The organism is Christensenella sp. KGMB01412, from assembly GCF_055522415.1.
Genome location: NZ_JBVFVW010000002.1, coordinates 1 through 14,690 on the forward strand (window position 1 = coordinate 1; position 14,690 = coordinate 14,690).

The window sequence follows — 14,690 nt, forward strand, 5'->3', positions numbered from 1 at the left end:
CACAGCCGACAAAGACGATCTACACGGTAGGCGATACGTTTGATGCTGCGGGACTGGAAGTAACAGCGCATTACACGAACGGCGGCGCAGACAAAATACTGACAAGCGGTGAATACACGCTGTCTGCACCGGATATGAGCACGGCGGGAACGAAGACGATTACTGTAACATACGAAGAAAGCGGTATAGAGAAGACAGCAACATTCGATATTACGGTAAACGCACCTGTACCAGTACTTGACAGTATTGAGGTAACAGAACAGCCGACAAAGACGATCTACACGGTGGGCGATACGTTTGATGCTGCGGGACTGGAAGTCACCGCACACTACACAAACGGCGGCGCGGACAAGGTGTTGACGAGCGGAGAGTACACGCTTTCAACGCCCGATATGAGCACTTCCGGCACAAAAACAATTACTGTAACGTATGAGGAGGACGGCGTAGAAAAGACGGCGAGTTTTGACATTACAGTAAACGCCCCCGCGCCGGTTCTGGACAGTATTGAGGTGACGGAGAACCCGACGAAAATAACTTATACGGTAGGCGACATATTTAGTCCGGCGGGGTTGGAAGTAACGGCGCGCTACACGAATGGTGGAGCCGATAAGGTGCTGATGAGCGGTGAGTACACGCTTTCCACGCCCGATATGAGTGCGGCAGGCACAAAGACAATTACTGTGACGTATGAAGAGGACGGCGTAGAAAAGACAGCAACGTTTGATATCACGGTGAATGCGCCTGTTCCTGTTTTGGACAGCATTGAGGTAACAGAGAACCCGACAAAGACAACGTATACGGTGGGCGACACGTTTGATGCTGCGGGGCTCGAAGTGACGGCGCACTATACCAACGGCGGCGCGGATAAGGTGCTGACAAGTGGGGAATATACGCTGTCTGCACCCGATATGAGCACGGCGGGAACAAAGACAATTACTGTGACGTATGAAGAGGACGGCGTAGAGAAAACAGCGACGTTTGACATTACAGTGAATGCGCTCGTACCTGTTCTGGATATGATTGAAATCACAAAGCAACCGGTGAAGACAGCATATACGGTGGGCGATACGTTTGATCCGACAGGCCTCGAAGTGAAGGCGCACTACACCAACGGCGGAGCGCATAGGGTGCTCGGTGATCATGAGTACGCACTGTCTGCGCCGGATATGAGCACATCCGGAACGAAGACGGTGACTGTAACGTATGAAGAGAATGGCGTACAGAAAACAGATACGTTTGACATCGTACTGGCAGATGTGGTAACGCCAACGCCGACTCCGGATCCGACACCAACGCCAGATCCGGATCCGACGGTTTCGCCGGAACCCTCTGCTGGTGCGGAGCCGGTAGCGGGCGTAACGGATGACGATAATACAGGTAACGGCGGCGAGCATGATTCGATGCCCAAAACAGGAGTTGAAGACACAACTCCTGCAATGATGGTGTTGCTGGCGATTGCGGCGCTAATGACTGTGATCCTTTTCGCCCAGTTGATGAAAAAGGAAAACACAATGATCCGGAACGGTGAGGGCGCGATTGGAACAAGAGAAAAATTTGGCAGGAGAATCAGGAATAAGGTGCTCGGAAAAGTGCTGGGCATTGTGCTGGCAGTTGAGCTGCACAAGGAGACAACAGGGAAACAAAGTAAAAAATGACGGAAAAGTATAAAAAGAAATCTAAGAAAGGCGTTTTTATATGGATAGGGATTGTAGCCTGCATCCTGGTGATGATCTACGCAGGTTACAATATCTATATCGAAACGCGGGAAGATGCGCAGGGAGACGGTGTTTACGACTCCCTGCAGCAGGTTGTAGTCGCAAAGACGCCGCAGGGAGACACGGGAAACAGCGGACAAACCGCAGGCGGCACAAGCCTTGATGTGGATATTGAGACGCTGCAGCAGATAACAGGCGGCGCTGTCGCATGGATTCACTCGGAAGGAACGGTTATCGATTACCCTGTGATGCACGGGACGGATAACAGCTTTTATTTGACTCACCTGTATGACGGGACCAAAAACAGAGTCGGCTCTATTTTTTTGGATTACAGGAATGCCCATGATTTTTCTGACCAGAATTCGGTGCTTTATGGGCACCATATGAAAAGCGGGAAGATGTTTGCAAGCTTGGAAGGCTATAAAAAGCAGTCTTATTATGATGAACACAGGACGCTTGAGCTTTACACCCAAAACGCCAATTACAGAATCGACCTTGTGGCGGGATATGTGGTGGATGGAGCGCACGGCGATCTGGATTTTAATTATTCAGACGAAGAGCGGCTGCTTGCTTTTGTAAATGAAGCCAAGGGAAAATCCACTTTCCATTCCGATGTGGTCGTGAGCGGGCAGGACAGGCTGGTCACGATGGTTACCTGCACCTATGATTATGGCGACGCAAGATACGCGGTGGTTGGAAAGCTCGTACCGGTATGAGAATAGCATAATTAAGTTAGCGGTAAGGCAATGCACGCAACGATCAATCATCCTGCAAAAGATGAGATAAATAAAAAATGAAAAGAGGACAAAACATGAAAACAGAAAACCACAAATCTTCAACAGGGATGGACGCCAACGTGTTTGCAATGCTGGTATACGTCATCACAATCATATTGGGGTGGATTCCATACCTGTATTATGCGGCATGGGTTTTTCCGCTGGTGGTAATACTCGTAATCGAAAAGGGCAGCGTATTTGTAAAACGCCATGCGGCGCAGGCAATGGCGCTGTATATTGTAGTCGCTATCATACACATTATTTTTGATATTATCAGCGCGGCAATCGTATTTTCCCTTTATTCGAACCCGTTTGGTTTGTTTGGGGCTGCCGGAGGCGCGATGGCAGTCAGCGTAATCAGCGGTATTATTGGAATTTTGCTTACATTGGCGGCAGTTTTTGGCGCGGTAAAGGCTTACCAGTATGAAGACTATACAATTCCGCTGATCGGCGGGCTGGGCGAAAAGCTTGCGGCGAAATTAGGAAAATAGTGAAAACAAGAGCATGAGGCAGTTTGCATAACGGTTTGGAGAAGGATATGCGGGAAATCAAAGAGGAAAAAGGCGAGCGCGGACAAGGCGGCCCTCAGCAGAGCAAAAAAAGGAACAAGTGGATTATCCTGGCGGTGATTGCAGTTGTTGCCATAGTGGTTTGCTGTGCGTTTACTTTTTCGAATTTTTGGCAGAAGGAAGAACCCGTAGCGGCCCGGCCCATGGCAACTGCCGAGCAATCGGAGACGCCTGAACCGCAGCCTGAAAAAAAAGCGGTTCTTTCGACTTTCAAACAGATAAGCGACAGGGAGGACATTGATTTTGAAGGGCTTGCGGAAACAAACGAAGATTTCGTGGCGTGGCTGAGCGTGCCGGGAACGGCAGTGGATTATCCTGTGGTCTATAAAGCGGACGATAACTTTTATTATCTTGACATTGACTTTGAAGGGAACGAAAGCAAGCACGGCTCGGTTTATATCGATATGGCAAACGGCACAAACTTTATGGATCCGGTGACCGTTGCATACGGCCACAACATGAAGGATAAAACGATGTTTGCGTCGCTGCATGATTTCGAAGACGAGACGTTTTTTGAAGAACACGACGAGATCAGGGTATATATGCCGGACGGTATGATGGTGTACAAAATATTTGCCGCGTATGAAACGAATGACGACAGTATCCTGTATGAAAAAGATTATTCCGATCAGGAAGTATTTGAAAAATATGTTGGTGAAATTACAGCAAACAAGGACATAAGCGCAAATATCCGCGATATGCAGATCGGCCAGGGCGATAAAATATTGACGCTTTCCACATGTGTGCAGGGAGAAGATGAAAAGCGCTATGTCGTGCAGGGAGTCCTGCAAAAAGGACAGGTGGAACAAACGATACCACAAGGCTGATAATCAAATACCATTGGGCATGTGCCTGATAAAACCGCTTAAAAGAGGTTGGCGGCGGAATAAGGGGACCGGCACAGGGGATTGATATAAACCAACTGAAAGGAACTTAAAAATGAAGAAAAAAGTAATATGTATGGTATTGGCAGTGGTAATGTGCCTGTCCTTTGCCAGCGTAGCAATGGCTGCGGAAGGCAGCCCGGCAGACGGATGGATCAAATACGATCCGTCTACAGTGCCGGATGGATATACCGGCTACTATGGGCCAAACACTGATGAAGATAATGCGCTGCTCAATGAGTATGCTGCAAATCATTATCCCGGCGCAACACTGGAGGAAATCGGAACGGTGGTCTTCCTCAATGACGCAGGGGATTACTATGCAGGAAGCACGATTCTTTACGTCGAAGATGCAAGCGTATCTGCAGGCGATAAGGTAACGGTTTTGTGCATGGACATGGATGGAAACATCATTGCTGTTGAAGCGACGGCTGAGGACGGCGGTTTTGTATTTACCGTACCGACGCCTGGAGCTTATTCCTATTTTGTGGTAAAGGCGACTTCCGACGAGGCGGCAACTGCGGCCACGACGACAAACACATCCGCAAAATCGCCAAAGACAGGCGGGGAAGAAAGATAACCGCTGATAGATTGGGTTTAATTGCCAACCTCACACCAGGTTAAGAAAAAACAATGTGGGAGCGCGGCTTCCTTTATAGCGGTTTGTCGTAAGTTTTGCATAACCTGCATTCAATGAAATCGCTGCAAGGGGCCGCGAAAATCCCCGTAAGGAAATATGAAGGAAAGAACAGGCGCAAAGAAAAAGTGGAAACGGAACCTGATTATAACAGGAGCGGTAATCGGCGCCGTGGTTTTGACCGCGTTGTGCGTGCTGCATCATTACACAGGTTATAACAGGTATATGTTTAAGAATGAAAATCCCTACCGGCTGCGGGAGGAGGAAGAGCTTTCTTTTTCCAGGGACGGTGTAACATATAAATATAACGAAGACATTGTAAACGTGCTTTTAATGGGTATTGATAAAACGCAGCAAAGGGATATCAACTATATTGTCGAAAACGGCTATCAGGCGGATGCGGTTTTCGTTGCGGCAATCAATACGAAGACGGGCGGTGTGAGGATTGTCAATATCCCGCGCGATACGCTTACAGAAATTATGCGTTTTGACAGGAATGGCGCGTTTTCCAGGGTTGGGGTATCTCCAATTTGTACGGCTCATTCGTTTGGAGACGGGAGGCTGATGAGCGGGCAACTGATGGAGGCTGCGGTTGGGAACCTGTTGTATGGAGTGCCAATACACGGTTACCTTTCAATCGATATCGACGGAATCAGCGTCCTTACAGAAGCGGTTGGAGGCGTAGAAGTGGAATTGCTGGAAGATTTTACGGCAGTTGATGCTGAAATGACAAAAGGCGCGATTTATACGCTCGACGGCGAAAAAGCGGAGCTATACGTACGCGCAAGGCAGCTGCCCGGAATGAGTGGGGAAGACGCAAAACGCATCCCGCGCCAGATCCAGTTTATCAGCGCATATGCAAAGGCCGTGAAAGAAAAAATAAAAGAAGAGCCCGGATATCTGCCGGAGCTGCTTAAAGGGGTACGAAACCATATCAGTATGGATATGACAGACAGGGAGTGCCTTTATGTGGCGAATACGCTGCTGAAGGCGGGAATAGAAGTTACGGACATCGAGACGATTGCAGGCGGGGCGGAAGAAGAAGGATTACGGCCCGATCCAAAGGAACTGAAGCGGCTGGTACAGGAAATCTATTTTGTACCGGCATGAAGGCGTAAATAAAGCAAATAAAATACAGGCTATGGTATTGCCATTATAAATGAGAAAGGAACGAACTGGAATGATGAATTTTTTTGGAAAGAATAAAAGGATAATAATTCAGATCATCTCTGTAAGCGTTGTGGTTATTTTAACGATAGCCATGGCTGTTTCAGTTTTTGCGCAGGAGCTGCCGGACGTACAAAGTGATGAAACGCAAACTGTTTCGGAACCGGTGGAAAGCCCGAAGCCGGAGGAAACGGATAAGCAATCGGAGGAAACACCGACGCAGGCGCCGACAAAGGAACCTGCGCAGCCAAGCGGGCAGCCCCGGCCGGAACCAACGCCGGAGCCTTCTACAGAGCCGACTGTGCAGCCTTCTACGGAGCCGGAAGCAACGCTGCCGGAGGTAACACCGGAGCCGGAGGCAACGCAGGAGCAGGCGCCCATGCCGCAGGAACCGGAAAAAGAGGCTGAGGTACAGGGCAGACAGGAAGAAGAAACCAAAGCGCTGGAACCTGCGGATAAAGGTGAAAATCAAACGCCGGTTTACTCGTCCCCGGCTGTTTTCCTGGGGGACATCGCTGCGAAGGGAAGCAATGAAACGCTTTTGCTGAGCGACGAACAGCTGGCTGAAATAGAAAAAACCCTGCCGGAGGGGCTTGATCCGTACCGCAGGGAGGTTGTGCTGAAAGCATATTCGCTGGTTGGAAATGTGAAATACTTCTGGGGCGGAAAGAGCACGGAGAGCGGATGGGATATCCGCTGGGGAAATGAAGCGATCGTCGGAAGCGCGGGAAGCTCGCAGACAGGAACCACGCGCGAATACGGCCTTGACTGCAGCGGCTATGTGCTGTGGTGCTTCCTGAACGCGGAAGAAAGCATGCTGATGCAGCAGGAACCGGCGCAGGCGATAGATAAGAGCGGATTTGTAAACAGGTTCGGTTATGGCACTTCCGGGCAATGGGAGCATTCTTCTGAAATAACGTGGGAAGAAGCGCAGCCGGGCGACGTCTTGTTTTATAAGAATCCGCAGGATGTGGGAATCAACCACATTGGGATTATTGTCGGAACGGATGAAGACGGCAATATGCTGGTAGCGCACTGCTCTTCCTCAAAGAACAGTGTCATTGTCAGCAAAGTAGAAAATTCCGGATTTCGCTATGTAAGGCGCATGAATTATATTGCCGGCCGGGAATTGGGGCAGGAGGCTGTCGAAAGGGCGGCTGAAACAACGGCGCTGCCGGATGGAATGCCAATGTACCTGACGGACGAGCAGGCTTATAACGATGCGATACGCAACGGGTGGTCTGTCGATTAAACCGTTGGAATAAGGGTTACAATAGAAAAACAGAAAGGCGGAGGAAAATGGGAAAGTTTGGCAACAGGCTGCTGGCGGCGATTGGCGTTGAGGAAGTAGCGGTAGACGAACAGGAAGGCTTTTATGGCGAGCAGGAATATAGCCAGAAGCCCGAACGCGAAAGAAAACGCCGCGGGGAAGCAAAAAATAAGAATAAGGGCAAGGTGATCAGGATGTATGATTATGAAACAAGAGTCATGATATATAAGCCGGAAGGATTTGAACAGGCCAGGGATATTGTGACGCATCTTGAACATCGTGAACAGCTTGTGATCGACCTTGACGGGATGGATAAAGAAAATGCGCAACGGATTGTGGACTTTATCAGCGGCGCGACTTATTCGTTGCGCGGCCATATCGTCAAGATATCGCGGAATATTTTTATGGCGGTCCCGGATAATGTAGAGCTGGAAACAAACGGGTTGGGACAGGAAGAAGAATACGCGGCTTATTTCAATGATATACAATATAAATAATGAACAGATAGAGAGGAAACAAGAATGAGAAACAAAAAATGGATCGCAGTGTTTGCTTTGGTAATCGCATTTGCCCTGGTGGCAGTGGGATGCGTATCAAAAACAGCGGAAACGGTAGAGGTCGGGAACGAAAAAGTTCAGACTCTATACTCGGTAGTAGGGGAACGAAACATTACGGGAAGCTCTAAATCAACGGGAACGGACGGCTCCAAGGTTGAGATTACCTACGGCGGAGGCGGAGTCGCGATCGGCGACGTGAACGAATATATTTCCAAGCTGGTGAACGAAGACGGTTTTCTGGTTACAAAAGATGCCTCCAATGATGGGACAGGACAATCCTACCAGATTGGCAAACAGGCAGGGGAAGAAGGAAAGGTGATGCTGATCGATTTCTATTTTGTGGACGGCGGCGACACGGTCATCACCTATACGGTCACGCAGGGGACGGTAACACCTTCGTGAGCAGGGTATCAGGCAATCTGATTTGATTGATAAAATATAGAAATGGAAATGAAGAGGAGACTGAAATGAAAAATTGGATGAAAAGAGTAATGCTGGGCATCTGTGCGCTTGTTATGGTCGGCTCGCTGGCGGCCTGCTCTGCCCCGGGCGCGGGAGCCGAGGTTGGGAAATATGCGTTTGATTCCCTTGAGGTCGGCGGCACGAAGATTGCTGACGACCAGATCAGCGCGTTGGGAGCAGAAGAAGTAACCACCTATTATATCGATCTGCAGGATGGCGGAAAAGCAAAGGTATATTTCGCATCGCAGGGAGAGTTTGAAGGCACCTATACCGTATCGGGCGATAAGGTCAACATTACGATCGACGGGGAAGCGGAAAGCTTTGACCTGAAAGACGGAATATTGAGCGTCGAGATGGACGGGACAAAAGTCAACTTTAAAAAATAGCTGCATAGGAAAAACAGTGCGGCGGTTGATATGACTGCCGCTTTGTTATATACTGCTCTTGCATGATTGGGAAAAATGCGGGCGGGGAGACGAAGCGCCCGCAACCCGGCATAAACGAAAAGCGAAAGGGATGCAACTTTTGGGCCGGTTGGAGAGTATTGTTTGTAAAGGTGGCTGAATGAGGACGGATCAAAGCAATAGCGCGGAGCAGTATGTCTGTAAATATGCAGACATGGTATACCGCATCGCGTTAGTGAACATGAAAAACAAGCAGGAAGCGGAGGATGTATTCCAGGATGTTTTTCTGCGGCTGGTGGAAAACCTGCATAAGCTGCAAAACGAGGAACACATCAAGGCGTGGCTGATCCGTGTGACGATCAACTGCTGCAAAACCCGGTTTCGGAGCGCATGGCGAAAACGGACTGCGCCCCTCGAGGCTGCGGGAGATCCCGCGCAGGAGCCTTGCGAGGAGCGCGGCGAGGTCTACGACGCGGTTCTGAAGCTGCCGGAAAAGTACAGGAATGTAATCCATCTTTTTTATTTTGAAGATATGGCGATCAGGCAAATCAGCGTTGTACTCAAAACGCGTGAGAATACTGTAAAGTCATTACTTTCCAGGGGAAGAACAATGCTTAAAACGGCTTTAGGGGAAGAGGTTATCGATGTTTGAGGAATATAAGCGCAAGGTGTCGGAACAGCATGCGCCGGCAGAGCTTGTGAATAAAGTGCTGGAGCAGGTAAGGGAAAAAGAGCAGAAAAAGAAACAAGTGGGCTGGAAGCCGCTCACGCTGGTCGCCTGTGCGGCGGTTGCCCTTGTACTGTGCGTTTCCATGCTCCAGACACAGGGCGTTTCCTGGTACGAAATACAGCCGGAAGCGGCGTCAGAGCAAAGCATGCTGCAGCTTGGGCCCGCCAATGTCCTGCGCAGGACATGGACGCAGGAGGATTTTGCTTTGTATTCCGGCATTGACCTTACGGCTGCGCACGCGGATGGGCTTACCTTATCCGGAGCGGAAATTACCGCATCATATAACAAAAATATGGAAGCGGAATCGGCAAAGGCAGTATGCAGGTATGAAAACGGGCAAGGCGAAGCTTTTGAAGTAACGATTGAGTGCGGGGACATCAGGACAGAGCGGTACCAAAAGGGAAAAGCAAGCAAGATTGCAGATACGCAAGTATATTTCAGCGAAGACCAGAGCGGTATGAAATACGCCTGCTATGACAAGGATGGGACAGGCTACCTGATCGCTTCAGGCGATCTTAATAAAGGGCAGTTTACCTCATTCGTAAAAAACATGTGATGCCGTTTGAAGTATGCTTGTACTGTACCGCTTTCTTTCACGCTGCATCAGCATATTGCATTCAAAGCTGATTACTGCGTGCACAAAGGCGGCGATGACAAACGAACGACGTTATCAAAAAATAATTTTTGCCGTGTGCAACCTTTTGTGTTTCTGGTACGTATTGAATACAGAAACACAGGAAAAGGAGAACTGGTTTGATGAAGAAACGATTGGCAACAACGATAACGGCGGCAGCGCTTTCCGCCTGTATGCTTTTTGCGGGATGTGCGGGCGCTCCGGCGCAGGAAGATTCGGCAGCGCAGGAAACGCCGGGCGAAGGCGTGGTATCACAGCTTGATTTAGCGGCTCAGGTGCAGGAAAAATACGCGGATGATCTGGACCGGGACTATACGGACGCAATCAATGGAATCGGAAGGGGCGATTCCCTCGAGATTCAAATTTCATTTGATCCGGAAGCGCTCGGTATGGAAAACTACACGGAAATCGTCGGCGTTTACCAGGATGCGGAGCTCACACAGCGGATCGGAACGCATTTCAACTGGGATAAGGCAACGGGGAAAATCGAGATTACCCCGCCCAAAAGCCCGGTGCTCGGAATTTCCACAGTCGGCCTCCCGGATGCGGGGGCAGCGGAGTATCATTTATTTGACAAAGGAGAACAAAAGGACTGGGGAAACCTTGGCAAAATGTATCTGGCGCAGTACGTGGACCTCGGAACGGGGGAGAAGCTTGAAAAACCGCTTGTGACGGTGGTTACGGTGGAAGGCGAGCTTGCGGGGGCGCCGGAGGTCAAATTTGTCCAGACTGAGGACGGGCGCGCGGCGTTCCAGTGGAATGCGGTGGCAGGCGCGGAAAAGTACTATGTGGTCAAGGCGGATTACGACGCGCAAAGCGGATATGTCGGAAACATGGTTGTGGTTGCGGAGACGGCGGAACCCGGCTGGCAGGCCGAGACGACGGACAATATCCTCATCAACGAGGACTTCAGGGCATATGCGGTATCTGAAGACGACTGGCTGGACGAGGCAATGACAGAATATTATACGGAAAAGGGTTATACGCAGGCGGATATTCCCGTTCAAAAAGAGGCCCTTTACGACGTGCAATACGGTGTGATCGCAGTAGCGGCTGACGGCACCTCCATGGTGAGCAACTTCTATGACCAGGCGCAGATTGCAGCGCAGCTTCCTTATATGGCGGCAATTCACAAAGGCGACGATGATTTCTCAAACTACGCGGACAGCATCATGGCTGCACCGTCCCACCGGTGGATCGTCATGTGCAACGGCGTAACGTCCCAGCGCATTATCGATTATGATTTTGACCAGGCGCAGGAGGAGACCGAAACCTGGGGAGAGTATGAAAATGAAGATATGTCAGACCTGCAGCTTAAGGAGGTCAACCTTGTAAAAATTCCGTACAGGATCGAAGGAACGCCTTTTACAGGAGTCATGAAAATAGAAAGCTACGATCCGGCGACGCTGCAGGCGGACCTGCAGGCGCTGAAAGACCGTCAGGACGGACTGAGGAACAAAACAGGCTCTGTGGATGTAACGGTTAAAAAGAACGCGGAGGACGCGGGCGCACCGCAGGACGAGCCGGTGGCGGAGACGGGGCTTGCGGTAACGGCAAACAGCGCTCTCAGCGAATACCTTGCATATAATATGCTGGCGAGCGTTGAAGTGATCGATCTTTCGGCCTTCAAGGAGAGCAGCGATGAGGATTACCTGATCGACGCATGGATGGAAGCCCTGTACCAGAATCCGATGATCCTTGGCGTGGAGGACGCTTTCATTTCAAACGACGGAACGGCTATGCTGGTGGTTTATCAGGATGAAGCACAGCAAAGGACGCAGAAACAGCAGGAAATTTCGCAGGAAGTTACCAGGGTGATTGACGAAATCATCACCGACGGTATGACGGATGCGGAAAAAGAGATTGCGATCAACAATTATCTTTGCGATACTGCCGAATATGATATGGCTGCGCTGGAGAATGCAGAGAAGTACGATTATGTAAAAACGGATCCGGAGTTTAACGATTCCTTCACGCCCTACGGTGTGCTTGTAAACAAGCTTGGCGTATGTGCAAGCTATGCGGGGGCGTTCAAGCTGCTGGCAGACGAAGCGGGGCTTAACAGCATCGTGGTGACAGGATATCTGGAAGGATCGCTTTCCCACGCGTGGAATAAAGTAAATATCGGCGGGGAGTGGCAGATTATAGACGTAACAAACAATGATAACGAGCTTTTGTTCAATGCGATCCTCAACCTGCCGGATTACGCGTCGGATAAGGTGCTCACAGAGGACACGCGGTTTGTGATGGATAAGAATATCCAGAATTATGCGGCATCCTCGACAGACGAAGAATACTACAGGCTGGCAGGAAAATATTTTGACATGGACAAGATCGCGCAGGAGCTTGCGGAGGCATTGATGGCCGACGGACAGGCGATGATGCGGACGGATTACGATCTGGACGACGCGCAGTTCCAGAAGCTGGCGCAGAACGTTATGGAGCTTGCAGGCATTGACGAAATGAACGGCTTTTACTGGATGGGGGTAATTACCCTGGCGGCTTAAAAAAAGAAAAGGAATGAGATGATGAATAAATTTTATAAACGGATTGTTTTGATCGTATGCGTGGCGGCGCTGGTGGTTTCGGCGGCCGGGTGCAGCCCTGTGTTTTGGAGCGGCAGGGACAGGACAATCATGCCGGTGGAAGACGAATACGAGCGGCAGAAACCGGTATTCGGAGAAGCGGACGAATGGGATATGGGCGATTTTGAATACCTGTACCCGGAGCTTTTGCTGACGCGCACCAAATACAACGAACTCACAAAGCAGATGGAATATAAAAGGCTGGTGGCATACCTGCCGATCCAGACGGACGGCTATGAAGGTTCGTACAGCCGCGACGATGTAACGGGCTCGCGGATGGGTATCGAGGTACGTGCACGGATACTGGACGACTATGACCTGCGCAATCGAAGCGACTTCTCGATGGGGGATAACCTTGAATATTTGCTTGAGCAGGAATATATGGGGGAATACGCAAGTAAGCGTTACCGCGATGTGAAAATATCCGATGTTACCGAAACGGAGGACAGGGCAAGCGCGACAGTAACCATGACCATGCTGAATTACGACGACGAGTATGTGCGGTATGACGTCGCAGCAGTGCTGCTTCATACGGAAGACCTGACAACCCTTGCGACAATCGGCGTAGATTATGGGCAGCTCGAGGGGCGGTATGAAACAATGGTATCCGAGCTCGAGCAGTTTTACGGCGTAGACCTCAATATAGAAAAGAATGCGGCAGGAAAGAAAACGCCAGCGGCAAATACGCCTGAGCCTGCGAAGCAGATTCCCGCAGAGCCGGATGAGATGATTTCGTTTGAACTGCCTGCGGGCTGGGAAGACCTGGGCGACGGTATGTACAGTTACGCCCAGAGCGTTTACGGAAGCGCCGACATTTTTGCCATGATCATAATTGATGATTACGGCTATGGCTACGATTCCTTTGAAGCGCTGGTGCAGGAGTGCGAGCAAAGCGATGAAGACGGCTTCAGCTACGCTTTGATGGATAAACCGTTGGGTAAAACCCTGATGGCGCAGCAGGAGGAGGACGGTATGGTTATGATTGCATATGCCGTAAACCTGAGCGATACGCAGTATGCGGTCATCACAACGTATTCCGGCGGTACGGAAAACGTGACGGAACCGTTCACGGCGTTTGCAGAGCATGTGCTTACAACGGGATCGTGGACTCCCGGCGCGACGGTTTGATAGGCAGCCGTACTGAGGTGATTTTGGAAATAACAAAGATAAAAGGAGAGAAAAAATGATTTGTGGAAATTGTAATCAGGTATATGACGAAAACATGGAGAAGTGCCCCTGCTGTGGCGCGCCAAAACAACAGCCTGCCGGACAGCAGGCGCCGCCGCAGATGGCATACGCGCCCGCTCCCATAGCGGATAACGGCGCAAAGGGGAAAGCCACCGGTGCGCTTGTATGCGGTATCATCGGCGTTGTTATGGGCTTTTTGGTTCCGATCGTGGGTATTATACTCGGTATACTCGGGATGACAATGGGCAATATGGCGAAAAAGAATTTGCCCGAAGGTGAGAAGGGTATTGCAACCGCGGGATTCATATGCGGGATCATTGCGGTTGTGATAGCTGTCATCATGTGGATTTTGTCGGCAGTGATCATGGCAACGGCATTCAGATATCTGGCTTATTGATCGGCAAACGGGAAAAGCATATCGAAAGATATGCTTTTTTTGTGCGTAAATAAACGACGGCTCTTCCGGGGGAATACGCCGCGATTCCCGTATCCCTGAAAAGTGTTGTTCACGTAAAAAAAGCGTTATTCACGATGTAAATAACACAAGGCTCCCTCTTAAAGTTAAAATACTCTATAAGTTGGATATTATTCATTGAGGAATATCAGGGACGCAAAAAGGGAGGGAAACAGATGCGGTTTCAACTGAAAACAGATTATGCGCTTAGAATACTGATTTATATGAGCGAAAAGAAAAATGGACAAATCAGGGAAGGCAACCACCTGAAAATAACAACGTCGGAGCTTGCTGACAACCTTAAGATTTCGCAGATATACATGATGAAAATCCTCAGGGACCTGAAAGATGCAAAAATTGTCTATTCCATCCAGGGTTCGCTTGGAGGATATTCTTTATACAAAGACGCGGAGGATATCACGGTATATGACGTGGTGGAATCGGTGGAAGGAAAGATAGAAATTTTCACCTGCCGTTATGGCGAAAGAGCACAAAGAACCCAGTTGGAATGCCCGTATACATGCGCTGAAAATTGCAGGATTTATACAGCCCTTGAAAAAATGGAACAAAATGTGATCAACGACCTCAAAAAGCTGACGGTTGCAGATTTATGCGGCGCGAATACAGGCCGTAAACAGGAATTACAGGTAAGGTAAAA

General features: G+C 49.8%; 16 protein-coding genes. All 16 read left to right on the forward strand.

Features of this window, described 5'->3' with window-relative positions; genetic code table 11:
- Nucleotides 1-1,655 (forward strand): bacterial Ig-like domain-containing protein (locus ACS5WU_RS03195; protein WP_465088938.1); only part of this gene is annotated, 1,655 nt, incomplete at its 5' end.
- Nucleotides 1,652-2,431 (forward strand): class B sortase, encoded by a 780-nt coding sequence (gene srtB / locus ACS5WU_RS03200; protein WP_052740510.1) that lies wholly within the window; start codon nt 1,652-1,654, stop codon nt 2,429-2,431. The genes ACS5WU_RS03195 and srtB (ACS5WU_RS03200), both read left to right, overlap by 4 nt.
- Nucleotides 2,432-2,526: 95 nt before the next feature.
- Complete coding sequence (locus ACS5WU_RS03205) at nt 2,527-2,982, forward strand: magnetosome magnetite crystal formation protein family (RefSeq protein WP_465088939.1); 456 nt, start codon at nt 2,527-2,529, stop codon at nt 2,980-2,982.
- A 47-nt stretch (nt 2,983-3,029) separates the two neighbouring features.
- Complete coding sequence (srtB, locus tag ACS5WU_RS03210) at nt 3,030-3,887, forward strand: class B sortase (RefSeq protein WP_302760106.1); 858 nt, start codon at nt 3,030-3,032, stop codon at nt 3,885-3,887.
- Between the two features lie 112 nt (nt 3,888-3,999).
- Nucleotides 4,000-4,524 (forward strand): hypothetical protein, encoded by a 525-nt coding sequence (locus ACS5WU_RS03215; protein WP_302760105.1) that lies wholly within the window; start codon nt 4,000-4,002, stop codon nt 4,522-4,524.
- 156 nt (nt 4,525-4,680) lie between these two features.
- Nucleotides 4,681-5,691 carry an LCP family protein gene (locus tag ACS5WU_RS03220; protein WP_059108391.1) on the forward strand — a complete coding sequence of 337 codons (1,011 nt, stop codon included), beginning with the start codon at nt 4,681-4,683 and terminating at the stop codon, nt 5,689-5,691.
- Between the two features lie 151 nt (nt 5,692-5,842).
- Complete coding sequence (locus ACS5WU_RS03225) at nt 5,843-7,000, forward strand: NlpC/P60 family protein (protein WP_465088940.1); 1,158 nt, start codon at nt 5,843-5,845, stop codon at nt 6,998-7,000.
- Nucleotides 7,001-7,047: 47 nt separating this feature from the next.
- Nucleotides 7,048-7,515: a cell division protein SepF gene (locus ACS5WU_RS03230; protein WP_052740513.1), complete on the forward strand. Its 468-nt coding sequence runs from the start codon at nt 7,048-7,050 to the stop codon at nt 7,513-7,515.
- Nucleotides 7,516-7,539: 24 nt separating this feature from the next.
- Nucleotides 7,540-7,977, forward strand: coding sequence for a hypothetical protein (locus tag ACS5WU_RS03235; RefSeq protein WP_059108388.1), 438 nt, complete (start codon nt 7,540-7,542; stop codon nt 7,975-7,977).
- Nucleotides 7,978-8,042: 65 nt separating this feature from the next.
- Nucleotides 8,043-8,423 (forward strand): hypothetical protein, encoded by a 381-nt coding sequence (locus tag ACS5WU_RS03240; RefSeq protein WP_302760103.1) that lies wholly within the window; start codon nt 8,043-8,045, stop codon nt 8,421-8,423.
- A gap of 178 nt (nt 8,424-8,601) precedes the next feature.
- Complete coding sequence (locus tag ACS5WU_RS03245; RefSeq protein WP_046443947.1) at nt 8,602-9,093, forward strand: RNA polymerase sigma factor; 492 nt, start codon at nt 8,602-8,604, stop codon at nt 9,091-9,093.
- The gene (locus tag ACS5WU_RS03250; protein ID WP_302760102.1) at nt 9,086-9,727 is read left to right on the forward strand and encodes a hypothetical protein; all 642 of its coding nucleotides are present in this window, start codon (nt 9,086-9,088) and stop codon (nt 9,725-9,727) included. The genes ACS5WU_RS03245 and ACS5WU_RS03250 overlap by 8 nt, the downstream gene beginning before the upstream one ends.
- A 200-nt stretch (nt 9,728-9,927) precedes the next feature.
- On the forward strand, nt 9,928-12,312 hold the full coding sequence (locus ACS5WU_RS03255; protein ID WP_302760101.1) for a transglutaminase domain-containing protein: 2,385 nt from the start codon (nt 9,928-9,930) through the stop codon (nt 12,310-12,312).
- A gap of 21 nt (nt 12,313-12,333) precedes the next feature.
- A complete protein-coding gene (locus ACS5WU_RS03260) occupies nt 12,334-13,518 on the forward strand; it encodes a hypothetical protein (protein ID WP_059108384.1) in 1,185 nt (394 codons plus the stop codon).
- A gap of 55 nt (nt 13,519-13,573) precedes the next feature.
- Nucleotides 13,574-13,975: a DUF4190 domain-containing protein gene (locus ACS5WU_RS03265; protein ID WP_052740515.1), complete on the forward strand. Its 402-nt coding sequence runs from the start codon at nt 13,574-13,576 to the stop codon at nt 13,973-13,975.
- Between the two features lie 233 nt (nt 13,976-14,208).
- Complete coding sequence (locus ACS5WU_RS03270) at nt 14,209-14,688, forward strand: RrF2 family transcriptional regulator (RefSeq protein ID WP_052740516.1); 480 nt, start codon at nt 14,209-14,211, stop codon at nt 14,686-14,688.
- The last annotated feature ends 2 nt before the right edge of the window (nt 14,689-14,690 follow it).